The 25,449-nt window shown below is 63.2% G+C and carries 25 protein-coding genes and 1 tRNA gene; 12 read left to right on the top strand and 14 right to left on the bottom strand.

Annotation, left to right across the window (positions count from 1 at the left end):
• Positions 1–382 precede the first annotated feature (382 nt).
• Positions 383–1,237, top strand: coding sequence for a hypothetical protein (locus FHY55_RS03050; RefSeq protein ID WP_140012783.1), 855 nt, complete (start codon positions 383–385; stop codon positions 1,235–1,237).
• A 98-nt stretch (positions 1,238–1,335) separates the two neighbouring features.
• The gene (locus FHY55_RS03045; protein WP_168222896.1) at positions 1,336–2,286 is read left to right on the top strand and encodes an endonuclease/exonuclease/phosphatase family protein; all 951 of its coding nucleotides are present in this window, start codon (positions 1,336–1,338) and stop codon (positions 2,284–2,286) included.
• Here FHY55_RS03045 and FHY55_RS03040 read toward each other — a convergent pair.
• On the bottom strand, positions 2,206–3,126 hold the full coding sequence (locus FHY55_RS03040) for an epimerase (protein WP_140012781.1): 921 nt from the start codon (positions 3,124–3,126) through the stop codon (positions 2,206–2,208). The genes FHY55_RS03045 and FHY55_RS03040 overlap by 81 nt on opposite strands.
• Before the next feature lie 96 nt (positions 3,127–3,222).
• On the opposite strand from FHY55_RS03040, the gene FHY55_RS03035 reads away from it, so the two are divergent.
• Positions 3,223–4,137: a LysR family transcriptional regulator gene (locus FHY55_RS03035; RefSeq protein WP_140012780.1), complete on the top strand. Its 915-nt coding sequence runs from the start codon at positions 3,223–3,225 to the stop codon at positions 4,135–4,137.
• Positions 4,138–4,172: 35 nt separating this feature from the next.
• The gene (gene leuB / locus FHY55_RS03030) at positions 4,173–5,279 is read left to right on the top strand and encodes a 3-isopropylmalate dehydrogenase (protein ID WP_140012779.1); all 1,107 of its coding nucleotides are present in this window, start codon (positions 4,173–4,175) and stop codon (positions 5,277–5,279) included.
• A gap of 101 nt (positions 5,280–5,380) precedes the next feature.
• Here the strand turns inward: leuB and FHY55_RS20845 are convergent, their stop codons facing one another.
• Entirely contained in the window at positions 5,381–5,515 is a 135-nt protein-coding gene (locus FHY55_RS20845) for a hypothetical protein (RefSeq protein ID WP_256377572.1), read from the bottom strand.
• Between the two features lie 86 nt (positions 5,516–5,601).
• Between FHY55_RS20845 and FHY55_RS03025 the strand changes: the two genes are divergently transcribed.
• From FHY55_RS03025 to FHY55_RS03015, 3 genes are all read left to right on the top strand, one after another.
• Positions 5,602–5,946, top strand: a complete 345-nt coding sequence (locus tag FHY55_RS03025) for an antibiotic biosynthesis monooxygenase (protein WP_140012778.1) — start codon at positions 5,602–5,604, stop codon at positions 5,944–5,946.
• 73 nt (positions 5,947–6,019) lie between these two features.
• Positions 6,020–7,006, top strand: a complete 987-nt coding sequence (locus FHY55_RS03020; protein WP_140012777.1) for a DMT family transporter — start codon at positions 6,020–6,022, stop codon at positions 7,004–7,006.
• A 50-nt stretch (positions 7,007–7,056) separates the two neighbouring features.
• A tRNA-Pro gene (locus FHY55_RS03015) sits at positions 7,057–7,133 on the top strand.
• Between the two features lie 26 nt (positions 7,134–7,159).
• Here the strand turns inward: FHY55_RS03015 and FHY55_RS03010 are convergent.
• Genes FHY55_RS03010 through FHY55_RS02990 form a run of 5 tightly spaced genes read right to left on the bottom strand, consistent with a single transcriptional unit; the run spans position 7,160 to position 11,602 of the window.
• Entirely contained in the window at positions 7,160–8,071 is a 912-nt protein-coding gene (locus tag FHY55_RS03010) for an AEC family transporter (RefSeq protein ID WP_140012776.1), read from the bottom strand.
• Between the two features lie 30 nt (positions 8,072–8,101).
• Complete coding sequence (locus tag FHY55_RS03005; protein WP_168222920.1) at positions 8,102–8,953, bottom strand: metal ABC transporter permease; 852 nt, start codon at positions 8,951–8,953, stop codon at positions 8,102–8,104.
• Positions 8,950–9,798 (bottom strand): metal ABC transporter permease, encoded by an 849-nt coding sequence (locus FHY55_RS03000; protein WP_140012774.1) that lies wholly within the window; start codon positions 9,796–9,798, stop codon positions 8,950–8,952. The genes FHY55_RS03005 and FHY55_RS03000 overlap by 4 nt, the downstream gene beginning before the upstream one ends.
• Complete coding sequence (locus FHY55_RS02995) at positions 9,795–10,715, bottom strand: manganese/iron ABC transporter ATP-binding protein (protein ID WP_140012773.1); 921 nt, start codon at positions 10,713–10,715, stop codon at positions 9,795–9,797. Before FHY55_RS02995 ends, FHY55_RS03000 begins: the two co-directional genes overlap by 4 nt.
• A complete protein-coding gene (locus tag FHY55_RS02990; protein WP_140012772.1) occupies positions 10,712–11,602 on the bottom strand; it encodes a metal ABC transporter substrate-binding protein in 891 nt (296 codons plus the stop codon). The genes FHY55_RS02995 and FHY55_RS02990 overlap by 4 nt, the downstream gene beginning before the upstream one ends.
• Positions 11,603–11,829: 227 nt before the next feature.
• On the opposite strand from FHY55_RS02990, the gene FHY55_RS02985 reads away from it, so the two are divergent.
• The 3 genes from FHY55_RS02985 (at position 11,830) to FHY55_RS02975 (ending at position 14,963) form a co-directional block, all read left to right on the top strand.
• Positions 11,830–12,840, top strand: a complete 1,011-nt coding sequence (locus FHY55_RS02985; RefSeq protein WP_140012771.1) for a C4-dicarboxylate TRAP transporter substrate-binding protein — start codon at positions 11,830–11,832, stop codon at positions 12,838–12,840.
• 75 nt (positions 12,841–12,915) lie between these two features.
• Positions 12,916–13,557, top strand: a complete 642-nt coding sequence (locus FHY55_RS02980; protein ID WP_140012770.1) for a TRAP transporter small permease subunit — start codon at positions 12,916–12,918, stop codon at positions 13,555–13,557.
• Positions 13,554–14,963, top strand: coding sequence for a TRAP transporter large permease (locus tag FHY55_RS02975; RefSeq protein ID WP_140012769.1), 1,410 nt, complete (start codon positions 13,554–13,556; stop codon positions 14,961–14,963). Before FHY55_RS02980 ends, FHY55_RS02975 begins: the two co-directional genes overlap by 4 nt.
• Before the next feature lie 254 nt (positions 14,964–15,217).
• Here the strand turns inward: FHY55_RS02975 and FHY55_RS02970 are convergent, their stop codons facing one another.
• The 5 genes from FHY55_RS02970 to FHY55_RS02950 form a co-directional block, all read right to left on the bottom strand.
• Positions 15,218–17,236, bottom strand: a complete 2,019-nt coding sequence (locus FHY55_RS02970) for a M3 family metallopeptidase (protein ID WP_140012768.1) — start codon at positions 17,234–17,236, stop codon at positions 15,218–15,220.
• 64 nt (positions 17,237–17,300) lie between these two features.
• Entirely contained in the window at positions 17,301–18,464 is a 1,164-nt protein-coding gene (locus FHY55_RS02965) for a HesA/MoeB/ThiF family protein (protein ID WP_140012767.1), read from the bottom strand.
• Positions 18,464–18,931: a dUTP diphosphatase gene (gene dut, locus FHY55_RS02960; protein ID WP_140012766.1), complete on the bottom strand. Its 468-nt coding sequence runs from the start codon at positions 18,929–18,931 to the stop codon at positions 18,464–18,466. The genes FHY55_RS02965 and dut overlap by 1 nt, the downstream gene beginning before the upstream one ends.
• Positions 18,928–20,121: a bifunctional phosphopantothenoylcysteine decarboxylase/phosphopantothenate--cysteine ligase CoaBC gene (gene coaBC / locus FHY55_RS02955; protein ID WP_140012765.1), complete on the bottom strand. Its 1,194-nt coding sequence runs from the start codon at positions 20,119–20,121 to the stop codon at positions 18,928–18,930. Before coaBC ends, dut begins: the two co-directional genes overlap by 4 nt.
• 147 nt (positions 20,122–20,268) lie before the next feature.
• Positions 20,269–21,147 (bottom strand): RNA polymerase factor sigma-32, encoded by an 879-nt coding sequence (locus tag FHY55_RS02950; RefSeq protein ID WP_140012764.1) that lies wholly within the window; start codon positions 21,145–21,147, stop codon positions 20,269–20,271.
• A 193-nt stretch (positions 21,148–21,340) separates the two neighbouring features.
• On the opposite strand from FHY55_RS02950, the gene FHY55_RS02945 reads away from it, so the two are divergent.
• A complete protein-coding gene (locus tag FHY55_RS02945) occupies positions 21,341–22,216 on the top strand; it encodes a glutathione S-transferase (protein ID WP_140012763.1) in 876 nt (291 codons plus the stop codon).
• An 82-nt stretch (positions 22,217–22,298) separates the two neighbouring features.
• Positions 22,299–23,810: a YifB family Mg chelatase-like AAA ATPase gene (locus tag FHY55_RS02940; RefSeq protein WP_140015977.1), complete on the top strand. Its 1,512-nt coding sequence runs from the start codon at positions 22,299–22,301 to the stop codon at positions 23,808–23,810.
• 15 nt (positions 23,811–23,825) lie between these two features.
• Here FHY55_RS02940 and FHY55_RS02935 read toward each other — a convergent pair whose 3' ends face one another.
• Positions 23,826–24,293 (bottom strand): SRPBCC family protein, encoded by a 468-nt coding sequence (locus tag FHY55_RS02935; RefSeq protein ID WP_140012762.1) that lies wholly within the window; start codon positions 24,291–24,293, stop codon positions 23,826–23,828.
• Positions 24,294–24,341: 48 nt separating this feature from the next.
• Positions 24,342–25,307 (bottom strand): NAD(+) diphosphatase, encoded by a 966-nt coding sequence (gene nudC / locus FHY55_RS02930; protein ID WP_140012761.1) that lies wholly within the window; start codon positions 25,305–25,307, stop codon positions 24,342–24,344.
• Positions 25,308–25,449: the final 142 nt, after the last annotated feature.

Genomic DNA, 25,449 nt, shown 5'->3' with positions numbered 1-25,449 from the left:
TTGATCCATGTCAACCCGCCTTGCACCGCGGGGCAAGGGTCATCGGCTCGACCATGGCGATGGGCTATCCTGGAGGCGCAACCAATTCTGGCAAACAGAGGCATTCCAACAGGGCGCTTGCGTTGGATTATGCAGCATCCACAACATCTTGCGATCTCGCCTCGGGTGGCCACCTTTCTGCCCGCAATTTGATGCAAAGCCGCACCAGTTGGCCCGCGAAACCGCCCCATTGGTTTCGTTAACCTTAACCGAAGCTTGTAGCGCGGAATGAAAGACGGCAAAAATTGGGCAAGTTTGAGGCATACCGTCACAATCGGCGGAACTCCGCGGAAACGGGCCATCGGCAATGTATCGAGGCTGGCCGTCGGGAAGGGATTGAGCAGTGATCACACGGATCACAGGCGCCTTGGTGCGCGCAGGACTGGTCGCGTTGCTGATTGCAACGCCCTCTCTGCTTGTGCCCCGCGTCGGGCCTGATGCGGCGCAGGTCACAGCCCTTCTAGCGCTGTTTGCTGCTGGCCTTACAATCTTTGAATACGCGTCAAACTACCCCAGCCTCGTGGAGTTCCGCGATGCACCACCGTTCAACCGGCTGCGTTTTGGCTCCCTGTTCATCACCGTGTTCCTGCTGACCATGCTTTGTCGTGGTCAGGTGGACGAAAACGGGCTGACGATTTTCACTGAAGCGGTGGGGCGGCTGATCGGTGGCATCATCGATTTCCCCTACAGCCCGGTGCAACTGGTGATCTTAAGCTTGCCGCCGTCAGTAAGCCCAGAACATGTGGAGTTGGTCCGCTCCGCCGCGGGCATCGCATACCTGACCTCCCTGATCTCTCTGGCGATCTTCGTCATCTACATCCGCGCCGGTGGCTGGCCCACCCGCTCGGGTGCCTTCAATGTCTGGGTAAATCTCCCAACCTTCGACCCGACAACGGGCGGTGACGTGGTGGATCGTCTCAACCGCGACGCACGGCTCAACATTGGCCTCGGTTTTCTGCTACCCTTCATCGCACCAGCGGTGGCCAAGATGGCGGCAGTGGTGTTCAGCCCGCTTGCCATGGAAGCTCCGCAAACCCTGATCTGGACGATGGCGGCATGGGCTTTCCTTCCTTCCTCGCTCTTCATGCGTGGTATCGCCATGGGGCGCATCGCTTCGATGATCGAGCAAAAGCGCCGCCGCACCAGCGAAGCAAAACAGGCCGCTTCCGGCGTTTCCGACACACTGGCCGCCGCCTGACAGTCGCCGCAGTCGCGGCTCTCCTGACTTGTCCCGCCGGGGCGGAAACGCTCCGGATCGCCACTTTCTCCCCTGAGCTGACACGCAAAGGGCCGGGCTTGCTCCTGCGTGATATCCTGCGCGGCGATGATCAGGTTGACGCGGTGGTGGAGGTGATCCGCGCTGCAAGCGCTGATGTGCTGCTACTGACCGGCATGGACATGGACAGGGAGGGTGCCACACTTGCGGCGCTCACCGACCGCTTGTCAGAGTCAGGCATCGCTTACCCTCACAGCTTCACGACCATGGGCAACACCGGCCTGCGCACTGGCGTCGATCTTGATGGCGATGGCAGGCTGGAAGAACCCGAAGATGCACAGGGCTTCGGCCGCTTTCCGGGTGAGGGCAGCATGGCAGTGCTCAGCCGCTACCCGCTAGCACCGGTGCAAGAGCTGACCGATCTCCTTTGGCGCGATCTGCCGGGCGGCGATCCTTGGTTTGCCTCTGATGAGGCCGCAGCGGTGCAGCGGCTTTCCAGCGTCGCACATTGGGACGTGCGGGTGGAGGCGCCCGGCGGCCCGCTTCACCTACTCGCCTTCTCCGCCACGCCCCCGGTGTTCGACGGGGAGGAAGACCGAAATGGCCGCCGGGCGGAGGATGAGTTGAGGGTTTGGCAGGTGTATCTCGATGGAGGTTTGAGCGGCCCACCTGACGGGCCTGCAGTGATCGCTGGGCGGATCAACGTGGATCCGGTGGATGGCGAGGGCCGTCGCACGGTGCTGCGCGCAATGCGCAGCGGGCCATTGCAAGACCCGGCCCCCGAAGGGCCCGGCGGAATGGCCGAGGCAGACGCCCGCCACAATGGCCCCCCGGGGCAGGATACCGTCGATTGGGATGGCCCCGGCAACCTCCGGGTGGACTATGTGCTTCCGCAAGCCGGGTTGGAGGTGGCGGGGGCGGGCGTGCTCTGGCCAGTGGAGGGGCAGCCGCTAAACGGGCTGAGCCTTGCCACAGCGCGAGCGGCCTCGCGCCACCGGCTCGTCTGGGTCGATCTGGTGCTCGACCGCTGACGCAAGAGCTTCAACAAGCGGCGTGGGCTCGAACTCTGGCAGAACCTCGGCCAACGGTGCCGGGTCGAGCCGGTGCGGCTGCTTCCAGAGATAGGACATTTCCACCAAGTGGCGCGCCATCGGCCAAATCGGTGCAAGCGAGCGCAGCGGCCACCATTGCATCCGACGCAACGAAAGGCGACGTCCCGTTGCTCGCTCCAGCGCTGCATGCAGTTCGGCGCCCGTGAGCGTGTAGCCCGCAAAGGGCACGTCAGCGAACCTTGGCAACCTGTCACGCTTCTCCAGCAGCGCCACGGCGGCACGCGCCAAATCGGGCAAATAGGCCCAGGCGTGCGCGCGGTCGGTTGGCCCCGGGTATGTGAAGCGGGCTCTTGCGAGTTGCGACACCATGATCTTGTCAAACCAGTTGCCCGACGGCTCGGTGTCGAGAAAGTCCCCTGCCCGCAGGAGAATGGTGCGCACATCCGACGCGGCATATTCGGCCTCCATCTGCGAGCGCAGCCATCCGAGCGTGTTGGTCGCCTCATGGGGTGTGGAGGGTGAAAGGAGGGACGGCGCCGCATACCCATAGGGATAAACGTTGCCCGGGATCAGAACGGTGGCTCGCGTGGCTTGGGCGACCTCGATGATCTGAGCGGTCTGCGCCGGAAGATCCCGAGACCAATGCTGGTAGGGCGGGTTCCAACCATTCACAATGACATCCGCGCCCCATGCCGCTTCCCACAGGTCATCACGTGCCCGGTCGAACAAGCGCACGCGCCACCCGGCCTCGCAAAAGGCCATATGCACGTTGCGCCCAAAGCGGCCATTGGCACCAAGTATGAGGGCAGTCTGGGACATCTGCTTTCTCCGTGTCAGCGGTTGACGCGAGGACATTCTGCTATTCACAGGCAAATGTGAATTGTATAAACATGAAGGTCATGTATTCATATTTGAATGGCAAGCTCCCTTTCCTCCCTTGATTGGTCCCGCGTTCAGGCTTTTCTCGCAGTGGTCGAAACGGGCTCACTCTCGGGGGCAGCGCGGCAGCTCGGCACCAGCCAACCCACGCTGGGGCGGCAGGTCAAAGCGCTGGAAGACGAGTTGGCCACCCGGCTCTTCAAGCGCGCAGCCAAGGGGCTGTCCCTCACCGAGGCGGGCGAGGCACTGGTGGAGCCCGCGCGTGCCATGCAGGAAGCAGCAATGCGGCTTCAACTCACTGCCGCCGGGCGTGAGGAAGAGCTGGCGGGCACCGTCAGGATCACCGCGCCGGTTGCCGTCACCCATTGGATGTTGCCCCCGATCGTCGCCCGCATCCGCGCCGCCGAACCCGAGATCCAAATCGAGCTGGTGCCGAATGACGCCAGCGATAACCTGCTCTTCCGCGAGGCCGACATCGCTGTGCGCATGTATCGCCCGACCCAGCTTGATCTCGTATCCCGACAGCTCGGGGAAATGAAAATGGGGCTCTATGCCGCCGAGAGCTATCTCGCGGGCCGGGAATTGCCCACCAGCCTCGAAGGCCTGTTGCAAATGGACCTCGTCGGCAACGACCGGGAGGAGCGCATTATCCTCGGCCTTCGGCAACAGGGCATCGCCGCCGACAGGCACAGCTTCGCGACCCGGGTCGATGACCAGACGGTCTATTGGGCGCTTGTCTGCGCAGGCTGCGGGCTGGGCTTTGGCCCTTGCATTGTGGGCGATGCCGAACCGGGCGTGGTTGCGCTGCTGCGCGGCCCGCCGGTGCCGCCCCTGCCGATGTGGCTGGCCGCCCATGAGGAGGTGCGCCGCGTGCCGCGCGTGGCCCGGGTGTGGGACATGCTGGCCGAGGCGCTACCGCCGCTGCTTGACCCTTTGACCGGGAGCGCGTAGGCCCTCGCGCGACCGTATTCTGCGAGGAGACCGCGATGAGCACCCCTTCCCTTCTGATCTTGCCCGGTGACGGCATTGGCCCCGAAGTCATGGCCGAGGTCCGCAAGGTGATCGATTGGTATGGCGCCAAGCGTGATCTCAAGTTCGACGTGTCAGAAGATCTCGTAGGCGGCTGCGCCTATGACAAGCACGGCACCCCGCTGCACGATGACACCATGGCAAAGGCCCAGGAGGTAGACGCAGTGCTGCTCGGTGCCGTGGGCGGCCCGAAGTACGACACCCTCGACTTCTCGGTGAAGCCCGAGCGCGGGTTGCTGCGGCTGCGCAAGGAGATGGACCTGTTCTCCAACCTCCGCCCGGCCCAGTGCTTCGACGCCCTTGCCGATTTCTCCTCGCTGAAGAAGGACGTGGTGGCCGGCCTCGACATCATGATCATCCGTGAGCTCACCTCCGGCGTCTACTTCGGTGAGCCGCGCGGCATCATCAAGGAAGGCAACGAGCGCGTGGGCATCAACACCCAGCGCTACACCGAGAGCGAAATCGCCCGCGTAGCGCGCTCGGCCTTCGAACTGGCCCGCAAGCGGGGCAACAAGGTCTGCTCGATGGAGAAGGCCAATGTGATGGAAAGCGGCATCCTCTGGCGCGACGTGGTGCAGGAGATCCATGACGCTGAGTATCCGGACGTGGAACTGAGCCACATGTACGCCGACGCGGGCGCGATGCAGTTGACCCGCTGGCCCAAGCAGTTTGACGTGATCGTCACCGATAACCTCTTTGGCGACCTCCTGTCGGACCTCGCGGCCATGCTTACCGGATCGCTGGGCATGCTGCCCTCCGCCTCGCTCGGCCTGCCGATGGCCAACGGCCGCCCGAAGGCGCTCTACGAGCCGGTCCACGGCTCCGCGCCTGACATCGCGGGCACCGGCAAGGCCAACCCGATCGCCTGTATCCTCAGCTTTGCCATGGCGCTGCGTTATTCGTTCGACGAAGGCGAAGAGGCGACCCGGCTGGAAGAGGCAGTGAACGCGGTGCTGGCCAAGGGCCTGCGCACGGCGGACCTGCTGGGCGAAGAGGGCAAACAGCCCGTGAGCACCGCCGAGATGGGCGATGCGATTGTCGCCGCTTTGGATGAGTCGCTCTAAGGCTGGCGTCGGAGTGGGGGCGCTGCCCCCACACCCCCGGGAGTACTTTCAGCAAGAAAATGCAGGCTGGGCGCGGAAAATTTTAGTCAAATCTTTCGGGATCAAACCGGAAAGGCGCTTTCGAATTCGGAGGCGCCTTTTTTGCTGAAGGTCAGAAGGCGGGAGCCTTCTGTGCGGGTCGCCCAGCCATGGTTGGTGGCGTAGGTGAGGATGACCGCGCCAAGGCTACCGGCCACATGCGTACGCCGCTCTGACCAGTAGAGACAAGCGCGGCAAAGCCGGCATTCTTCAAGCTGGCATCTAAACCATATGGGAGGTCGCGATGATTGCCGTCCTATTCGAGGTAGAACCGGCCGAAGGTCGCAAGGCAGAGTATCTGGAACGTGCGGCTGCGCTACGCGACAGCCTGGAGGGGCACCCGGGGTTCATTTCAGTCGAGCGCTTTGAGAGCCTGACCACGCCAGGCAAGATGCTCTCGCTCAGCTTCTTCGAGAATGAAGCGGCGGTGGAGGCATGGCGCAATCGTGCCGGGCACCGAAAGCAACAAGCTGCAGGGCGCGGCGGCGTCTTTGCCGATTACCGCCTTCGAGTGGCTGCGGTGCTGCGTGACTATGGCATGACAGACCGCGACGAGGCCCCGGCAGACAGTCGCGCCGCCCACGATTGACGCCGCGCTGCAGCTTGGTAGTTTCCTGCAACTGTTAGCGCCAACGCTACCCCCCTGACGACCGGCCCGGACCATGCCCGACACGACCACCAACAACACCAAGGGGGCGCTTCTCGCTCTGCTCGGCTACGCGATCTTCTCAACGCACGACGTGGTGGTGAAATACCTCGGCGAAAGCTACAGCCCCTTCCAGATCGTCTTCTTCTCAACGCTCATTGGCTTTCCGCTGGCGATCTTCATGCTGATGCGAGACGCGACCGACGGCAACCTGCGCCCGCGCCACCCGTGGTGGGTGGCCCTGCGGACTGCCGCCACGGTGGTGACAGGGATCACGGTGTTCTATGCCTTCTCGGTCCTGCCGATGGCGCAAACCTACGCAATCCTCTTCGCCTCGCCGCTCCTGATCACCATCCTCGCAATCCCGGTGTTGGGCGAGAGAGTGCGCTTGCGGCGCTGGGCAGCGGTCGTCGTCGGCCTCGCGGGCGTGCTTGTGGTGTTGCGGCCCGGCAGTACGGAGCTTGGGCTGGGGCACCTCGCGGCGATCGTGGGGGCGACCTTTCACGCGCTAGGCTCGATCGTGGTGCGCAAGATCGGTCGGGACGAGCGTAACGTGGTGATCATGCTCTATCCGATGATGGCAAATTTCATCGTCATGGCACTGGCTATGCCCTTTTTCTACGAGCCCATGCCGGCGCTGGACCTCGGCGCGCTCGGCGTAATTGCGGCCTTTGCCTTTGTTGCAACGGGCATCATGATCGTCGCCTACAAGGTGGGCGAGGCGGTGATCGTCGCACCGATGCATTACAGCCAGATCATCTGGGCGGTCATCTTCGGGTACTTCCTGTTTGACGAAACGATCGACCTTTGGACCTCGGTCGGCGCCGCCATCATCATCGCCTCGGGCCTCTATATCGTGCTGCGCGAAGGCCGCTCGACCGCATCGGAAAACACCCCCGTGCTACGCACCCGCATCCGCCCCGACACGGGCACCACCCTTCGGGTTGGTCCACTGCTGCGGCGGACCCGAAAGGCGGCAGAATTTTCCGCTTCGCTGCGCTGATCGGGCCTTGCCAAACAACGCCGTCTTGCTGTAACCCGCAGCCTCACGGTCGGAGTGTAGCTCAGCCTGGTAGAGCACTGTCTTCGGGAGGCAGGGGTCGGAGGTTCGAATCCTCTCACTCCGACCAGTTTTCACAACAGATATGACGGGCCATCAGCCCATACCGAGCAGCCGGAGCATGAGCGGTATCGTTGCTACAGCGGCAAGGGTTTGAGCCGTTACAAGGCCGGCCATGAGCGTGGCATCACCGCCAAGTTGGCGTGTCAACACATAGGCCGTGGGGGCCACCGGTATGGCAGAGAAGGTCACCAGAACCAGTGCCTCGGTCCCCTGAAGCCCCATGACGCGGGCAATGAGCGCTGCGAAGAGCGGCATAGCAATCAGGCGCACTGCGCTGATGCTGACCAGCTGGGTCAGGTCTTGGCGCAGGGCACCGGGTCGCAAGGCTGCACCGACGCAGAGCAACCCGAGCGGCAGGCTGGCGCGCCCCATGAGGTCAAGAAACCGGTCAAGGCCATAGGGCAGCCCGGTGCCGAGCATTGCGAGCAGGATACCGACGATGCACGCGAGTATCAGTGGGTTCGCAAGAATGCTGCGGGCCATGGCGGGTGCTGCCCGCAGCCCCGTGCTCTTTGATAGCGCCATGATCGACAGCACATTCACAAATGGCACCGCAACGGCGAGATAGACCGCCGCCTGCCCCAGCCCGGTCGTTCCCGTCAGCCCCGCAGTGACCGCGAGCCCTATATAGGTGTTGAACCGCACCACGCCCTGAAACGCCGGACCGAAGCGCGCAGGCGTGGCAGGCAGAAAGGTACGCCGAATGCCCCACATGGCGAGCGCCGCGAGCGCGATCGTGACGAGTGCCGCGCCTCCCATCTGCAGGATTGCCGGGTCGGACAATGGCGCATTTGCAAGGCTCGAAACCAGCAAAGCCGGGAACAGCAGAAAGTAATTCAGCTTCTCCGCCGCAGGCCAAAAGCCCGGGTCCGGCCATCCCCTGCGCGCCAACAGGAAGCCGAGGCAAATCAATGCGAAAAGCGGCCAGATCGTGAGGATGAGCATGATTGGTGTCCCGGTGCCGGTCTGTCCGGGTTACGGGGCCGTGCCCTTGGGTGCAAGCGGGCTGCTGCTGCGGTTTCGAACCACCGTCAAAACGAAGGCAGCGATAAAGCAGAGTGTCATGGCCAGCACGATGGTTGGGGCCGGAGCACTGTCGATCCAGAAGCTGGCGTAGGTGCCGGCCAGAGCGCAAAACAGAGCTAGGGCCACCGAGACGGCCAGCATGGCATGAAAGCGCCGGGTCAGCAGAAATGCCGTTGCCCCGGGCGCAATGAGCAGCGCGATGGCAAGGATGATACCCACAGCCTTGAGTGCGGCAACCACGGTAAGCGAGAGTGCAACGAGCAGCCCATAGTGCAGCCAGCCGACAGGCAGGCCAGACGCCTTGGCCTGTGTCGGATCGAAGGCATGGAGGAGCAAGTCCTTCCACTTTGAAACAAGCGCCAATGTCACCACCGCGCCGATAATTCCCGCCTCCCAAAGGTCTGCGCCGTCGATGCCAAGGATGTCGCCAAACAGGATGTGGTCGAGGTGAACATCTGTAGAGATGGCCGTGTAGATCACCAGTCCGAGGGCGAACATGCCCGAGAAGACGACGCCCATCACCGTGTCCTGCTTGATGCGTGAGTTTTCTTGCAGGTATCCCGTGGCCAAGGCGCACCCCATCCCGGCGACGAAGGCTCCGATGCCCAGCGGAATTCCGATCAGATAAGCGAGTACAACGCCGGGCAGGACGGCATGAGAAACAGCATCCCCCATCAGCGACCAGCCCTTGAGAACGAGAAAGCATGACAGCAGCGCCGCAGGCACAGAGATCAGAGCAGCCACCGCAAGGGCGTTCTGCATGAACGGCAATTGTAGCGGGAGGAGAAGCTCTTCCATCATGCGTCCAGCGCCTCCCGCGCACGCCGACGGGCGGCCAACAGCCCGTGGGTTGGAGCGAGGAAGAAGGCGATCAAAAACAGGCCAACTTGCAGCAGAACGATCACCCCACCCGTCGCCCCGTTGAGGAAATAGCTGATGTAAGCGCCGAAAAAGCCGGTGCCTGCCCCAATGCCCACGGAAAGCCAGATGAGTCGATGAAAGCGGTCGGTCAGCAGGTAGGCCGTGGCACCGGGGGTGACGACCATCGAGATAACAAGGAAGGCCCCCACGGTTTGCAGCGCGGCGACAGTGGAGGCCGCCAGCAGGGTGAAGAACAGGATGCGCAAGCCATTCGTGTTGAGCCCGATAGAGCGGGCATGGCTTTCGTCGAAGAAGGTCACCATCAGGTCGCGCCACTTGGCGGTAAGGATCGCCAGCGTCACCACCCCGATGATGACGAGTTGCAGTGTGTCTCCCGGCGTGATGGCAAGAATGTTGCCCAGTGTGATGGTCTGGATATCCACCGGCACCGGCGAGATCGACACCATGAAAAGGCCGAGGCCGAAGAAGCTGGTAAAGATCAGCCCGATGATCGCGTCTTCCTTCAGCCCGGTTCGCTGGTTGAGAAACAGCATTGCCCCAGCTGCCAGCCCACCCGATAGAAACGCGCCTAGCGCAAAAGGCAGCCCCAGCATGTAGGCCCCGGCCACCCCCGGCACGATCGCATGGGAGAGCGCGTCACCAATCAGCGACCAGCCCTTGAGCATGAGGAAGGCCGAGAGGAAGGCGCAGACACAGCCCACCAAAGCCGAAACCCACATCGCGTTGGTCATATAGGCGTAGGAAAAGGGCTCCAGCCAGCTCATTCCCAATCCTCGTCTTCCGCGGGCCCGACTTCGTCCTCCTTATGCTCCTGATACATGACGAAGGGGCGCTCATCATCGGTGATGACGGTAACGCGGCGGGTGTCTTCGTCGTCGTGCAGGTCAGCGCCGCCGAGCACGAAGTGGCGCAGCACACCGCCAAAGGCTTCTTCGAGGTTCTCGGTGGTAAAGACCTCGGAAGTCGGCCCGTAGGCCAGCACGGTGCTTTTCACCAGCACGGTTCGGTCACAAAACTCAGGCACCGAGCCAAGGTTGTGGGTGGAAACCAGCATCACCCGTCCTTCGTCACGCAACTCGCGCAGCAGTTTGATGATCTCTTCCTCTGTCGTCACATCAACGCCGGTGAAGGGCTCGTCGAGCAGAATGACTTGCCCCTCCTGCGCCAGAGCCCGGGCGAGGAACACCCGCTTGCGCTGCCCACCAGAAAGCTCGCCAATCTGCCGCTGGCGAAACTCCGACATCCCGACGCGGGCGAGCGCATCCGTAACCGCTTCGCGGTCGGCGGCGCGGGGTCGGCGCAGAAAGCCCATGTGCCCATAGCGGCCCATCATCACCACGTCTTCGACCAGCACGGGAAAGGCCCAATCCACCTCTTCGGCCTGCGGCACATAGGCGACGAGGTTCTTTTTCAGCGCGTCGCGTACCGGAAGGCCAAGCACGCTGATGTTGCCCGCAGCGAGGCCCAAGAAGCCCATGATCGCCTTGAAGAGCGTAGACTTCCCTGCCCCGTTGACGCCAACAAGCGCCGTGATCGTCCCTTTCGGGATTTCGAAGCTGGCAGAGCGCAGGGCCGTGTGCCCGTTACGATAGGTGACTGTGATGTCATCCACCCGAAGCCCGGCACCCGCTTCTGCGGTGCCGGGCTCAAAAACCTCTGGCGGCTCGGTGGCAAGGCTCATGATCGCCCGTCCTCCAACCCATCGAGAATGGTCTGCGAGGTTACGCGGAGCAGATCGAGGTAAGTTGGCACTGGCCCGTCCTCTTCTGTCAGGCTGTCGACGTAAAGCACGCCCCCGTAATGCGCACCCGTCTCCCGGGCCACCTGCCGGGCGGGCTTGTCGGAAATGGTGCTTTCCGAGAAAACCACCGCAATCTCATTCTCTCGGATCGCGTCTATCACCTGCCGCACCTGCTGCGGCGTGCCCTGCTGGTCGGCATTGATCGGCCAGAGGTAAAGCTCCCGCAGCCCATAGTCGCGCGCAAGATACGAAAACGCGCCCTCGGAGGTAACAAGCCAGCGCTCCTCCTCGGTCAGAGCTAGAATAGCCTCGCGGATGGGAGCGATCGTGGCCGCAATCTCTGCCTTGTAGGCTTCAGCGTTGGCCGCATAGGTCGCCGCGTTTTCCGGGTCATGCTCAGACATCGCGGCCGCGATATTGTCTACATAGATTTCGGCAGAAGTGAGGGCCATCCACGCGTGTGGGTTCGGCTTGCCGTCGTAGGGACCGGAAGAGATAGACATGGGCTCCACCCCGTCACTGACCACGGCGGAAGGAATACCTCCGAGATTGCGGAAGAATTTCTCAAACCAGAGTTCGAGGTTGAGGCCATTCCACAAAATCAAGTCGGCATCCCGTGCATCCAGAATGTCGCGAGGGCTCGGGGAGTAGTTGTGAATTTCTGCGCCCGGCGGCGTGACAGACACAACCTCTGCCGCGTCGCCCGCCACATTGCGCGCCATGTCTGCGATCACCGTGAAGGTGGTGGCGACCTTGAATTTTTCGGCCCCCGCCGTCCCGGGCACGAAGCTGAGGGCGAAAAGAGCGAGAGCTGCGATGAAGCGCATGGGAGCCTTCCTGCTTTGCTGTTCGAGTGGAGGATATGGCGCGCTTGGCGCGAGTCAATGCAAATGAGAATGATTTGCAATTTAAAGTGCAGATGCAGCATTCGCCCCGCCGTCAGAAAAACCTTCACATCAAGGATTGCCTGCTTCTAGGATGATCCCGATCTGCGGCCTTACGATGGAACCAAGTTCCGCGACGCGAAAGAGCCGCCGACAACAGGGAGAGAAACATGCATATGATGACGAAGGTGGCCGTGGCCGCCCTGATAACAGGCGGTATCGCCAGCGAAGCCGCCGCAACCGAGTGGAACGTGTCCGTCTGGGGCAAGCGCCGCGCCTTCACCGAACACGTCGAGAAGATGGCCGAGCTGGTCAGCGAAAAGACCGGCGGCGAGTTCACCATGAACATCAGCTACGGTGGCCTCTCGAAGAACACCGAAAACCTCGACGGTATCGAGATAGGCGCCTTCGAGATGGCGCAAATCTGCGCGGGCTACCACCCCGACAAAAACCCCTCGCTCACCGTGCTCGAGCTGCCCTTCCTCGGCGTCGATAGTCTCGACAAGGAAGTCGAAGTCAGCTTCGCGCTCTACGAGCATCCGGCGGTGAAAGAAGACCTCGCCCGCTGGAACGCCACCCTGCTGATGCCATCGCCAATGCCCCAGTATAATATTGCCGGGGTAGGTGACGCGCCCAAAACGCTAGAGGACTATTCGGGCCTCACCGTGCGGGCGACCGGCGGCATTGGCCGGGCGATGGAAACCGTTGGTGCCGTGCCCACATCGGTCACATCCTCCGAAGCCCGTCAGGCGCTCGACAGTGGCGTTGTGAAGGGCGTTGCCTTCGCCCCGCACGCGCACATGAGCTTCGGCACCATCGAGGGCGCCAACTGGTGGACGACCAACCTCAACCCCGGCACCGTGCAATGCCCGATCGTGGTGAACACCGACGCGCTCAACGCGCTCTCGGACTCCGAGCGCGAGGCGCTGATGGGCTCGGTGGATGAGGCGATTGCCCACTACGTCGAAAACTATAACGGTGCCACCATGTCCAAGTGGGGGCCGCTGCTGGAGGAAAAGGGCATCGAGCAAGTGACCTACTCCGACGAGGCGCTGCAAGCCTTCCGCGATCAGGCCGCCGGCCCGATTGCCGAGGCCTGGGTTGAAGAGAATGCCGCCAAGGGCCTCCCGGCACAGGAGCTTCTGGACCTTGTTCAAGGCGTGATCGGCGGCGACAGCTGATCCCGGAGGGACTGTAAAACCAAAGCGGCGGGCCGGGGCACACCCTGGCCCGCCGCTCTGCAAGAGGGGCAAGGCATGGCAGGCGCATCAAACGTCATTGAAGATGGCAGCACGCTCAGTCGCATCGACAGGGCGCTGTTCCGAGTGGAAACGCTTTTGGCGCTGATCGGCGGCATCGTCGTGTTCTCACTGATGCTCCTCGCGGTCGGATCAGTCGGCGGGCGCAAGCTCTTCAACCAGCCCCTGCCGGGATATGTCGACTGGATCCAGTTCCTGATGCCGTTCATCGCCATCCTCGGCGTGAGCTACTGCCACCGGCTCGGCGGGCACATCCGGATGGATATTCTGGTGGGCCGCCTCAAGGGCCGGGCGCTTTGGCTCTTCGAGCTGCTCTCCACCCTTCTGGTGCTGTTGCTGATGGTGCTGCTCGTCTGGGGCAGCTGGTCACATTTCGACCGTTCCTTCGACCTTGGCCGCCCGCTCTGGTCCTCTGACAGTTCTATCGACATCGGCCTGCCGCTTTGGCCCGCCAAGCTGGTGGTCCCGGTCGCCTTCGGGGTTCTTTGCTTGCGGCTCTCATTGCACGTCTATGCCTACGCCAAGGCGCTCATTGAGGGCGCCGAGCACCCGGTGGCCGTGCCGCTCATCGAAGACGCGGCCACCCAGGCCGCCCATGAGGCCGAAACCGTTTCGGGCTTCGAGGAGGACGCGCGATGACCTCAATCGAAATCGGCCTCTGGGTCACTGCTGGCCTGCTTGTGATGGTGCTGATCGGCACCCGCGTCGCCTTTGCCGCCGCCATCGCGGGCCTCGTGGGCTTGCTTTGGATCTTCTGGTCGAAGAAGGGCTATGACCCCGAGCAGTTTGGCTGGGCACTTGGCGTTGCAGTAAAAACCGCCGGACAGGTGCCACATTCCAAGGTGTCGAGCCACGCGCTCTCACTGATCCCCACCTTCATCCTGATCGGCTACCTCGCCTATTACGCCGGGCTCACCAAGGCGCTCTTCACCGCTGCCAAACGCTGGGTCGGCTGGCTGCCGGGGGGCTTGGGCGTCTCCACCGTCTTCGCCACCGCGGGCTTCGCCGCCGTTTCGGGGGCTTCCGTGGCCACCTCCGCCGTCTTTGCCCGCATCGCCATCCCCGAGATGCTCGCCGTTGGCTATGACAAGCGCTTTGCAGCCGGCGTGGTTGCTGCCGCTGGCACGCTGGCCTCGCTGATCCCGCCCTCCGCGATCCTCGTGATCTACGCCATCATCGTGGAGCAAGACGTAGGCGCGCTGCTGCTGGCAGGCTTCATCCCCGGCGCCTTCTCGGCGCTGATCTACGGCTCCATGGTCGTAGGCATGGCGATAGTATGGAAAAAGCTCGGCCCGCCCGTGACCGGCTTCACATGGGGCCAGCGCTTTGCCTCCCTGCCCGGCGCGCTGCCGATCTTCTTCGTCGTGCTCATCATAATCTTCTTCATCTATAACCCCTTCGGTGGCGATGCTTGGGGCACGCCCACCGAGGGCGGGGCGCTGGGGGCCTTCGTGGTGTTCCTGATCGCGCTCTATCGGGGCATGCGCTGGCCAGAGTTGAAGAACGCGCTGCTGGAAACCGCCAAACTCTCGGTGATGATCTTCACCATCATCTGGGGCGTGCTGATCTACGTGCGCTTCCTCGGCTTTGCCGACCTGCCCGGCGCCTTCTCCGATTGGATCAGCACGCTCGAACAATCGCCCATGATCACCCTGCTGATGATCCTCGCCGCCTACGCGGTGCTCGGCATGTTCATGGATGCTATCGGCATGCTGCTGCTGACGCTTCCCATCGTCTATCCAGCGGTGATCGCGCTTAACGGCGGCGATGCGGTAACGGCGGCGGATTCAGCTTTCGGGATGAACGCCACGGGCTGCGCGATCTGGTTCGGCATTATCGTCGTCAAGATGGCCGAACTATGCCTGATCACCCCGCCCATCGGGCTGAATTGCTTCGTCGTCGCAGGCGTGCGGCCCGAACTCTCCGTGCAGGATGTGTTCCGGGGCGCTGCGCCCTTCTTCGTCGCGGACGCGCTCACCATTGCCGGGCTGGTCGCCTTTCCCGCCATTGTGCTCTACCTGCCGGGACTCCTGCTAGGGTTGTAGCGTGACGCGGGGTCATCCAGAGCCGGTGTGGACAAAATCAGCAGGCAGGCTTGCAATCCTGTAATGCGGCGGCGCGGCATAGTGGCGCTGCATCCGAGTCGCCCCTGTATTCACTCCGGGTCAAGCGCCAGAACCGCCGGTTTTCAGTTATTTTATTGCGCCCGCAATCTGGGCACCTGCTCAACCGGCGGCTGTGGAATGGGGCGATTATCCCCGTGACGCCGAGGTAAACCTGTGGATAACTTCGTGGAAACTCAGGCCACGTCGTCCAGGCCGCGTCCCTTCAAGAGCGCCTCCACCCCCGGAAGGCGTCCGCGGAACGCCGTATAGAGCGCCTCCGGCTCCTCGCTTCCTCCGGCGGAGAGGATGTGCCGCTCAAGGCTCTTGGCCATGTCCGGATCGAACGGGCCACCGGCCTCCTCAAAGGCGGCGAAGGCATCGGCATCCATCACCTCCGACCACATGTAGCTGTAATAGGCCGAGGCATAGCCACCCGAGAAGATATGGGCGAAATGAGGCGTGGCATGGCGCATCCGTATGGCGCGGGGCATGCCGATCTCCTCAAGCACCTGCGCCTGCCTTTGCATCGGATCGGCAGGTGGCGGCCCTGCGTGGAATTCCAGATCTACCAGCGCCGAGCCGATAAACTCGCAGGTCTGGTAACCCATATCGTAGGTGGCCGCGTTCAGCACACGTTCCAGCAGGTCTTCGGGCATCGCTTTGCCGGTTTCAGCGTGGGTGGCAAACTCCTGCAGCACCTCGGGCACCTCCAACCAGTGCTCATAAAGCTGCGAGGGCAGCTCCACAAAATCGCGGGCAACCGAAGTGCCGGAAATGCTGGAATAGGTCACATCCGAAAGCATCTGATGCAGCGCATGGCCGAACTCGTGGAACAGCGTGCGCGCATCGTCATAACTCAGCAACGCTGGCTGGCCGGCAGGCGGCTTGGCGAAGTTGCAGACGTTGATCACATGAGGCCGCAGATCACCCGCCAGCTTTTGCTGGCTGCGCAGGGCCGAGCACCACGCGCCAGAGCGCTTGCCGCCGCGCGCAAAATAGTCGGCAATGAAAACGGCGATATGTTCTCCGCCACGCGTCACCTCCCATGCACGGGCGTCCGGGTGATGGAGCGGCAGGCTAAGGGGGGAAAACTCCAGCCCGAAAAGCCGGTGAGCGCAGGAAAAGGCGGCCTCGATCATCCGATCCAACTGGAAGAAAGGCTTCAGCTCGGCCTCATCAAGCGCGTGCTCCTCGCGGCGGCGGGCCTCGGAGTAATAGTGCCAATCCCAAGGCTCGAGCGGTCCGTCAAAACCATCAGCATGGAGGCGGCGCTCCAGCACCTTCGCGTCGGCCTCAGCCTTGGCGCGGGCAGGAGACCAGACGGCTTGCAGCAGCCCGCGTACGGCAACGGGAGTTTTGGCCATTTCGGTTTCCAGCCGGTAGTCGGCAAAGCTGTCATATCCCAGCAGCGCCGCACGCTCGGCCCTCAGCGCCAGCATCTCGGCCGCCAGTGCCCGGTTGTCGGTCTCGCCACCGTTCGCACCACGCGAGGTCCAGGCCTCATAGGCGGTGCGGCGATAATCCCGGTTGGGGCAGAACTGCAGGAAAGGCACAACGAGCGACCGCGAAAGGGTGACGACCGGCTCGGCGCTTTCCTTTTCTTCGGCGGCGGACTTCATGGCACTGACAAGGAAATCAGGCAGGCCGGTTAGATCTGCCACAGGCATGAACCAGTCGCGCTCATCGGCCAGCAGGTTGAGGCCAAAGGACGTGGATTTTTCCGAAAGCGCCGTGTTGATCTCCTTCAGCCGCGCTCGGCCAGCGTCATCCAGCCCGGCGCCAGAGCGCCGGAAGGCACGGTGATGAAGGTAGAGCACACGCTCCTGCTCATCGGTCAGCTCAAGTGTCTCCCGCTGATCCCAAAGCGTGTTCACCCTCTCGTAGAGCCGCGCATCGAGCATGATGTCTGAGTGGAGGGCGGAGAGGCGCGGCGAAAAGCTGCGCTGGAGCTTCTCCCGCGCTGGAGTGGAGGCGACAGCGGCAAGCAGAAAGAACGGGCCCATCACCTCTTGCAGTGGCATGTCTGCCTCTTCCAGCGCCTCGATCGTGTTGGCAAAAGTGGGCGCCTCGGAGGCACTGGCAATCTCTTCGATCATCGCGCGCGTTTCGGTCTCGGCGGCGTCGAGGGCGGGGGCAAAGTGATCGTCGTTGATGGCTGCGAAATCGGGCAGGTCAAAGGGCAGATCTGAGGGGGTGAGCAGCGGGTTTGTCATATGTCGCGGTCTCCTTTGGGAGGGAAGATAGGGGCGGAGAGGACGAAGGCGAAGAGGGGTGCGCTCATCCGTCCTTCGAGACGTCTTCGCGCGGGCCACAGGTTGCGCAATCCTCGCGCCGCTTGAGCGAGATCTTGCGGGTTTCGCTCCAAAGCGCATCGTAGATCAGCATTTCCCCGCGCAGCGGGCTGCCTGCTCCGGTGATGAGCTTCACCGTCTCCGCCGCCATCATGGCGCCCACCACGCCCGGCAGCGGCCCCATCACCCCCGCCTCTGCGCAGGAGGGCGCAAGACCCTCTGCCGGCGGCTCGGGAAAGATGCAGCGATAGCAGGGTGCCCCGCTGGCCGGGTCAAAGACCGAAAGCTGCCCTTCCCATTGCGAGAGGGCACCGGAAATCAGCGGAATCCGCGCGGCAACCGCAAGTTCATTGGCAAGGTAGCGCGTGGCAAAATTGTCGGTTCCATCAAGGATCATATCGACCGGGGCCACCAGTTCGGGGCCATTCTCATGTGTCAGCCTTGTGGTAAGGGCCGTTACCTTCACATGCGGATTGAGAGCGACCATTGCCTGCGCCGCGCTCTGCGCCTTGCCCCGGCCCTGTCCATCGGTGCGGTGGATTACCTGCCGCTGCAGGTTAGAAACCTCAACCGTGTCATCGTCCACCACCGTCACACGCCCCACACCGGCGGCGGCCAGATAAAGCAGCGCGGGCGAGCCAAGCCCTCCGGCCCCGATCACCAGAACATGGGCCGCCTTCAGCTTCTTCTGCCCCGGCCCGCCGATCTCGCGCAGCACGATGTGACGGGCATAACGATTGAGTTCGTCAGGGGTGAGGCGGCTGGTGTCTGCCTGCTCCTCCTTCGACACGGCCTCGGGCTCGGAAGACTCGGATGGCACCGCGCGGCGCGCATTGAACCGGGCGGCCTGCGCCGCGCGCTCGGCATCGCGCTTTTCCTGCGCCACCTCGATAACCACCGCCTCGCGCCGGAGGAACTTGAGAAGGTAGCCGTAGCCCACCGCGACAACCCCGAAGAGCAGGACGATGAACCACAGTTCCCAGTGCTTGCCGGTGATCTCGCGCAGCCCGTTGCCCTCAGGGAGCAGGCGGTTGATCGCAATCGCCGCGCCCACCACGGCGCCCACGCCGAGCTGGCGCTGCCAGAGCCGCGCGCCCAGCGCCGCGCCGCCCCACCAGACCAGCGCCATGAGGGCAAGGACAAGGAGCATCAGCGGCGGCCCGTAGAGCCAAAGCCGCCCGTGCCCCGCGCTGTGTCGGAGATCACATCGGCTTTCGTGAAGGCGGCCTGCACAACGGGGGCGACAACCAACTGCGCAATCCGGTCGCCATGGGCAACGGTGAAAGGCTCGTCCCCAAGGTTGATCATGAGGATTCCAAGCGGCCCGCGATAATCGCTGTCAATCGTGCCCGGCGTATTGACCAAAGTAACACCGTGCTTGGCCGCGAGGCCCGAGCGCGGGCGAACCTGAACTTCGAACCCCTCAGGGATCTCCACCCGCAGTCCCGAGGGCACGATGGCGCGGGCACCCGGGGCCAAGGTCAGGCCACTAGCGCGCTGCTCTTCGGGAAAGTTCGCGCGCACATCCGCCCCGGCAGCACCGTGCGTTTCATAGCTGGGCAGAGGCACCGCAGGGTCGGCTCCATCATCGCGGAAGCAACGGACTTCAGGCCTCACGTCAGCGCCTCGCAAATTCGGGCGGCAAGCTGCTGGGCAACTTGGTCCTTGCTCATGCGCGGCAGGGCTTTCGCCTCCTTCGCGGTGAGGATGGTCACGGCGTTCTCTGTACCCCCCATAATGCCTGTTTCCGGCGACACATCGTTGGCGATGATCCAGTCACACCCCTTGCGCTTCAGCTTGGCCTCGGCGTGCACGAGAAGATCATCCGTTTCGGCAGCAAAACCGATAACGAGACCGGGGCGTTGCTCGGATTTCGAGACTTCCGCGAGGATGTCAGGGTTTTCGGTAAACTCCAGCGGCGCAATCTTGCCGCTACCGTCTTTCTTGATCTTCGAGGCACTCTCCGAGGTGACGCGCCAATCCGCGACTGCAGCGGCAAGAATGGCGGCATCGGCGGGGAGGGCGGCAAAGACGGCCTCGTGCATCTGCGCGGCGGTTTCCACCTGCACCACCTTGGCTCCCTGCGGCGGTGGCACCGTGGCCGGGCCTGTGACGAAGGTAACAGATGCGCCAAGGCCCATGAGCGAGCGGGCCAGCGCCGTGCCTTGTGCGCCCGAGGAGCGATTGGCGATGTAACGCACCGGATCAATTGGCTCATGGGTAGGGCCGGAGGTGACGACGATATGCTTGCCTTTCAGCGGGCCGTCGGCAAGGGCCTCGGTGATGGCAGCGACGATCTCGGGCACTTCCGACATTCGCCCCGGCCCATACTCCCCGCAGGCCATCTCGCCCTCTGTTGGTCCGGAAAAGCGCACACCATCGGCCCGCAGCGTGGCAACATTGCGTTGATTGGCGGGGTGCAGCCACATGCGCACATTCATCGCAGGCGCGCACAGCACCGGCTTGTCGGTGGCCATCAGGAGCGTAGAGGCAAGGTCATTAGCGTGGCCATTCGCCATCTTCGCCAACAGGTCAGCGGTTGCGGGCGCGACGACCACCAGATCAGCGGCGCGCGACAGCTCAATATGACCCATCTCGCGTTCGTCAGTCAGATCAAAGAGATCCCGATAAACCTTCTCCGCTGCCAGCGCAGACACCGAAAGCGGTGTTACAAACTCTTCTGCCGCCTTGGTCAGCACCGGGGTCACATGCGCGCCCTGCTCGCGCAACCGCCGGATCAGGTCGAGCGACTTGAAGGCAGCAATGCCCCCAGCGATGACGAGTAGGATTTTCTTGCCTGCCAGCATGGGTTTGGCCCTCCGCGTAGCCCTGTTGTAGGGCGCGGCGGGCCGGGCGGCAACTGTTGGCGGTGGGGTTTCAGAACCCGGGCAGAGCGCGAGGAAAGGGCCGCGTGTTACCGCGGCCCCAATATCCTCTGGATAAGGCTTATAGCCTCAGGAGATCAGCGCCAGCACTTCGTCAGACTGCTGCTCCAGCGAGCGGCGCATCTTCTGGAAGGCCGCCGCCTCAAGCTGGCGCACCCTCTCCTTGGACAGCCCGAGTTCCTCCCCAAGGCTCTCAAGCGTGCGCTTCTCCTTGGCCAAACGGCGCTCTCGGATGATGAACTGCTCACGATCGTTCAGCGCGTCCATGGCCTCGGCCAGCCAGTCACGGAGCTGGGCCTTGTCGTGTTCCACCTCAACCTGTTCGGCGGCCTGCGGGCCGTCATCTTCCAGCGCGTCAATCCACTGGCGGCCATCGTCCTCGGAGGACTGGGTGACATTGAGCGAGAAGTCAGAGCCCGAGAGCCTGCCTTCCATCATCTCCACATCAGCCAGCGGCACCCCGACTTCCACGGCGATCTTCTGACGCAGCTGTTGACTGTCGAGGCTTTCGCCCGCCGCAGCCGCCTCCCGCTCCAGCTGCGCCTGCACACGGCGCATGTTGAAGAAGAGCGACTTCTGCGAAGAGGTCGAGCCGGTGCGCACCATCGACCAGTTGCGCATCACGAATTCCTGTACGGAGGCCTTGATCCACCACATCGCATAGGTCGAGAATCGCACGCCGCGTTCGGGGTCGAACTTGTCGGCAGCTTTCATCAGGCCCAGCGATGCCTCCTGAATGAGGTCATTCATCGGGGCACCGTAGCGCTTGTATTTCGCGGCCATGGAGATCGCGAGGCGCATGTAGGCCGAGATCAGGCGGTGCAGCGCCTGCTCGTCGCGGTGGTCGCGCCAAGCGCGGGCCAATTGCTGTTCAGTCTCTGCATCAAGCAGTTCTGCCTGACGCGCGTGGCGGGACATGGAGGTATCAATATCGCCGTCCAAAGGCATGGGGGAGCTCCTTTTCGCGGGCAAGGAGGCCGAGCGCCGACCGTCCTTGTCTTATGCTAAACGAAGATTAGGAGCGATCGGTTCAAAAGAAAGTGTGAAAAATACATATAAGCCGAACCATCACGATTCTTGATGGACTTCTGCGCAATTTTGCGTTGGTCACACCCCGATGTCTGTGCGTAGCGTCACAGTTATGAAAAATACTCTCTACATTGGCGATCCCGCCTACTCTTCGTGGTCCCTCCGGGGCTGGCTTCTGTTCGAAAGATTCGGGCTGGAGCGCAGCACCAAGTGGATCGACTTTGCCGATCAAAACGTGGCTGAACAACTGGCCGATATTGCGCCGGCCAAAACCGTGCCAGCAGTGGTTTTCGATGATGGCGCGGTGCTGGGCGAGAGCCTGGCCATTGCCGAGGAACTGGCGAGCCGTTTTCCCTCAGCCGGGATCTGGCCGGATGACAGCCGGGCACGAGCAACCGCGCGTGCGCTGGCCGCCGAGATGCACTCAGGCTTCGGTGCGCTCCGGGCGGACTGTCCAATGGCGCTGCGCGTCGCTTACGAGGGCTTCGACCCCTCTGATGACGTCTTGGCTGATCTGTCGCGGTTGGAGGTTATCTGGGAGCACGCTCGGCGCACGGTCGGAGGAGAAGGGCCTTGGCTCTGCGGTGAATATTCCGCCGCAGATGCCTTCTTCGCCCCGGTCGCCGCAAGAATAGCCACCTATGGGCTGCCCTTATCGGAAGCCTCCACAACCTATGTCGCCGCTCACCTCGCCGACCCGGCCTTCCGGCGCTGGCGCGGAATGGGCTTTGCCAGAGGCGAGAATCTGCCTTGGTATGCAAAGGATCTGCCAACGCGCGAGTGGCCCGGCCCCACCCCGCTACCGGCACGCCCGGTAGAGTCCGGCCCGTCCGAAAACGAGACCTGTCCCTACTCCGGCAAGCCCGTGACCCACTTCATGGAGGCTGGTGGCAAGGTCTGGGGCTTCTGCAACGCCTTCTGCCGCGACAAGACAGTGCCAGATCCATTGGCATGGCCCAAATTCGCTGCGCTCTACGAGGCGCGTTAACCATTCACTAACCATCCACGGATAGCGTTAACCAAGGTGCTGTAGCCGGGGTGCGTGTGCTATGCTGGATGGAAGCGGAGGAATGCTGGCGGCGGCCTATACCGTGGCCTTTGATGGCATCGAGGCGCGTCCTGTCGAAGTGCAATGCGCCGTCTCTCCCGGCATGCCCGCCTTTTCCATTGTCGGCCTGCCCGACAAAGCCGTGAGCGAGGCGCGAGAGCGGGTGCGGGCGGCGCTGGGAGCCATGGCCATTGCACTGCCGTCGAAAAAGATCACCGTAAACCTCTCTCCTGCCGACCTCCCCAAAGAAGGCTCCCATTTCGATCTGCCGATTGCACTGGCGCTGCTGGCAGCGCTGGAAATTCTCCCGCGCGAGGAAATTGCTCAGGTGGTCGCGCTCGGCGAGCTCTCGCTCGACGGCAAACTGGTGGCCGTGAATGGCGCGTTGCCCGCAGCGATGGCTGCGGCGGAGCAGGAGCGACGGCTGCTTTGCCCGCGCGCCAGCGGGGCAGAGGCGGCCTGGGTCGGTGCGGCGGAGGTGATCGCAGCCGCAAGCCTTGGCGCAGTGGTGCGGCATTACACCGGCGATGCGCCGATTGAGCCTTCGCAGCCGGGCGAGGTGCAAGACCGCGCAGCTGGCAAAGACCTGCGTGATGTGAAGGGCCAAGAGCGAGCAAAACGAGCGCTGGAAGTGGCGGCGGCAGGGCGGCACCATCTGCTGATGGTTGGCCCGCCCGGCTCGGGAAAGTCGATGCTGGCCGCCCGCCTTCCCGGCATCCTGCCTCCGCTCACCCCACGCGAGGCCCTCTCCACCTCAACGGTGCATTCCCTCGCTGGCTTGCTTCAAGAGGGCGGAATCAGCCGCGCGGCCCCCTATCGTGCGCCTCATCACACCGCCTCTATGGCCGCAGTGGTCGGCGGTGGGCGGCAGGCAAAGCCCGGGGAAGTTTCACTGGCGCATAATGGCGTGCTCTTCATGGATGAATTTCCCGAGTTCCCACGCACGGTGCTGGAAACCCTGCGCCAACCGATCGAGACCGGCGAAATCATGGTCAGCCGCGCCAATGCCCACGTGGCCTACCCCTGCCGCTTCATGCTGGTGGCCGCCGCTAACCCCTGCAAATGCGGCCACCTAACAGACCCCGGGCGCGCCTGCTCGCGTGCATCCAATTGCGGCGAGGATTACCTTGGCCGCATCTCCGGCCCCCTGCTCGACCGGTTCGATCTGAGGCTCGAAGTGCCGCCCGTAGCCTATACCGATCTCGACCTGCCGCCCGCCAAGGAAGGCTCGGCAGAGATCGCGGCGCGCGTCGCCGAAGCGCGGGGCATCCAGCGCGCACGCTTCGAGGCGCTTGGCGTTGACGCAACCACCAATGCCGATATCGAGGGCGAGTTGCTCGACGAGGTGGCACGTCCCGACGAGGCCGGGATGGAACTGCTGCAAAAGGTTGCGCAGCGCTTCGGCCTCTCGGCGCGCGGCTATCACCGGGTCATGCGAGTGGCCCGCACCATCGCCGATCTGGATGGCAGTGACGGAGTGGGAAAGCCCCATGTCGCCGAGGCGGTCGGTTACCGCCTGATCAAAAGCGCCTGAGGCGTGCCGGGTTCGTTAAGCCGTTTTGGAGGGCCGGTTCTCAACCTGAACCGCGAAATCGCCCATGCGCCGACGAAGCTGCTGAGTCAGGCTTGCACGCCGCAGCCTGAGCGATTGCACCAAAACGCGCGACGTGATGGTGCGCGGTTTCAGCTCGATATCGAGGTTCATCCGGGTGCGCATTTTCGACAGCTCGATCAGGTCAATTTTCACCACGGTATCGAGCCCACCGATGGTGATATCGAGCGCCACGTGCTCCGGCGCTTCGTAAGAAGAAACCTTCGCCGTCAAATCGCGCATTTGCCCCCGGATCGGAAAGCGCATTTTCCACGCCATGCCGACACCGGGTTCAGCGAGCGTATCGGTGCGCGCAACCTCGTATCCGCGCCGCATCACCTGCTTCTCAAATCCGTCATGGTCCGTCACCGCGGCGAAGACCTCGCCGATGGGCTTTTCGATATCTTCCTTACCGGTGAAGTTCATTCAGCCGCTGCCCTTTTCGTCCGCTCGCCCCGGATGAAGTCTTACGCGTCAATCCAGCCTGTCCGCAAGCCAGTTGGCGAGCAGAAATTGCGCAATGGCCCCGCGCCGGGCAGGCTTCATTGCCGGGTTTCGGCCCGCAAATGTGTCGAGCATATCTTCGCGGCTGACCCAGCAGGCGTCTTCCAACTCCTTCGGGTCCAAGGTGATGTCAGTGGCCGTGGCCTCGCCGTGGCAGCCAATCATCAGCGAGGCGGGAAAGGGCCACGGCTGAGACGACAGGTAGCGCACCGGGCCAACGGGCACGCCGGCTTCCTCGGCCACCTCGCGCCGAACCGCCGCCTCAATCGTCTCTCCCGGCTCCATGAAGCCCGCAAGCAACGAATACATGCCCTCCGGCCAGCCGGGCGAGCGCCCCATCAAAACCGAATTGCCATGGGTAATGAGCATGATGACAACGGGATCGGTGCGCGGAAAGTGATGCGCGGCGCAGGCCGGGCAATGCCTCTCCCACCCGGCGCAGGCAACATCGCTCTTCGCGCCGCATTTGGCGCAATAGCCGTGGCTCGCATGCCACCCGATGATCGCCCGCGCCGTGGCTGCAATCTCCGCATCGAGCGGCACTATCCGAGACATTGCCGCTCGAAGCTCAACAAATCGGGCATCATCAATGCCGGGATAAAACTGTTCGGACCGGTCGAGAAAGCTATCCGGCGCTTCGAGTATCTCGTCTGGCTCCCAAGCCGAGATATCATGCGCGAACCACATCTTGCCGTCGGGCGCCTCGCCGAGAAACACCCGCATTCCCGCTTCGGCCAGCACCGCAGCGCCTGCGGGCTGTGGCGCCAGCGTCGGGGCATCCTCCGGCCCTTGCATAAGCACCTTGCCCCTCCAGATCGGCAAGTGGCACGCCAAGGGGCCGCGCGCCAGATTTTCCAGCGCCGTCGCATCCCCACGCAGTTCGGCCCGCCGGTTCAGCCCGCCCCCGCCAAACGTCACCTCTTCCGCGTGCCGCATCCGCTCTTCTCCCTAGCCCTCGGGCCGTTCTGACATGGCAGCGGTTGTGGCGCAATTTTCCGATGCACAATGCAATTCTAAGCTGCGCAATAACTCGACCTTCCCGCCCCAAGTGCGCGCCCCGTGCCTCCGCACCCGGCAG

It is taken from the genome of Oceanicola sp. D3 (assembly GCF_006351965.1).
Taxonomy (GTDB): domain Bacteria; phylum Pseudomonadota; class Alphaproteobacteria; order Rhodobacterales; family Rhodobacteraceae; genus Vannielia.
The sequence above is the reverse complement of the archived record's forward strand: the minus strand, read 5'-3'. Positions and strand labels throughout refer to the sequence as shown.

What these genes read in the sequence shown, in the direction of transcription:
- FHY55_RS03040 (WP_140012781.1), bottom strand. Translation starts at nt 3,126, where the DNA reads ATGTCCCAGACTGCCCTCATACTTGGTGCCAATGGCCGCTTTGGGCGC.
- FHY55_RS03035 (WP_140012780.1), top strand. Translation starts at nt 3,223, where the DNA reads ATGGCAAGCTCCCTTTCCTCCCTTGATTGGTCCCGCGTTCAGGCTTTT.
- leuB (WP_140012779.1), top strand. Translation starts at nt 4,173, where the DNA reads ATGAGCACCCCTTCCCTTCTGATCTTGCCCGGTGACGGCATTGGCCCC.
- FHY55_RS03025 (WP_140012778.1), top strand. Translation starts at nt 5,602, where the DNA reads ATGATTGCCGTCCTATTCGAGGTAGAACCGGCCGAAGGTCGCAAGGCA.
- FHY55_RS03020 (WP_140012777.1), top strand. Translation starts at nt 6,020, where the DNA reads ATGCCCGACACGACCACCAACAACACCAAGGGGGCGCTTCTCGCTCTG.
- FHY55_RS03010 (WP_140012776.1), bottom strand. Translation starts at nt 8,071, where the DNA reads ATGCTCATCCTCACGATCTGGCCGCTTTTCGCATTGATTTGCCTCGGC.
- FHY55_RS03005 (WP_168222920.1), bottom strand. Translation starts at nt 8,953, where the DNA reads ATGATGGAAGAGCTTCTCCTCCCGCTACAATTGCCGTTCATGCAGAAC.
- FHY55_RS03000 (WP_140012774.1), bottom strand. Translation starts at nt 9,798, where the DNA reads ATGAGCTGGCTGGAGCCCTTTTCCTACGCCTATATGACCAACGCGATG.
- FHY55_RS02995 (WP_140012773.1), bottom strand. Translation starts at nt 10,715, where the DNA reads ATGAGCCTTGCCACCGAGCCGCCAGAGGTTTTTGAGCCCGGCACCGCA.
- FHY55_RS02990 (WP_140012772.1), bottom strand. Translation starts at nt 11,602, where the DNA reads ATGCGCTTCATCGCAGCTCTCGCTCTTTTCGCCCTCAGCTTCGTGCCC.
- FHY55_RS02985 (WP_140012771.1), top strand. Translation starts at nt 11,830, where the DNA reads ATGCATATGATGACGAAGGTGGCCGTGGCCGCCCTGATAACAGGCGGT.
- FHY55_RS02980 (WP_140012770.1), top strand. Translation starts at nt 12,916, where the DNA reads ATGGCAGGCGCATCAAACGTCATTGAAGATGGCAGCACGCTCAGTCGC.
- FHY55_RS02975 (WP_140012769.1), top strand. Translation starts at nt 13,554, where the DNA reads ATGACCTCAATCGAAATCGGCCTCTGGGTCACTGCTGGCCTGCTTGTG.
- FHY55_RS02970 (WP_140012768.1), bottom strand. Translation starts at nt 17,236, where the DNA reads ATGACAAACCCGCTGCTCACCCCCTCAGATCTGCCCTTTGACCTGCCC.
- FHY55_RS02965 (WP_140012767.1), bottom strand. Translation starts at nt 18,464, where the DNA reads ATGCTCCTTGTCCTTGCCCTCATGGCGCTGGTCTGGTGGGGCGGCGCG.
- coaBC (WP_140012765.1), bottom strand. Translation starts at nt 20,121, where the DNA reads ATGCTGGCAGGCAAGAAAATCCTACTCGTCATCGCTGGGGGCATTGCT.
- FHY55_RS02950 (WP_140012764.1), bottom strand. Translation starts at nt 21,147, where the DNA reads ATGCCTTTGGACGGCGATATTGATACCTCCATGTCCCGCCACGCGCGT.
- FHY55_RS02945 (WP_140012763.1), top strand. Translation starts at nt 21,341, where the DNA reads ATGAAAAATACTCTCTACATTGGCGATCCCGCCTACTCTTCGTGGTCC.
- FHY55_RS02940 (WP_140015977.1), top strand. Translation starts at nt 22,299, where the DNA reads ATGCTGGCGGCGGCCTATACCGTGGCCTTTGATGGCATCGAGGCGCGT.
- FHY55_RS02935 (WP_140012762.1), bottom strand. Translation starts at nt 24,293, where the DNA reads ATGAACTTCACCGGTAAGGAAGATATCGAAAAGCCCATCGGCGAGGTC.
- nudC (WP_140012761.1), bottom strand. Translation starts at nt 25,307, where the DNA reads ATGCGGCACGCGGAAGAGGTGACGTTTGGCGGGGGCGGGCTGAACCGG.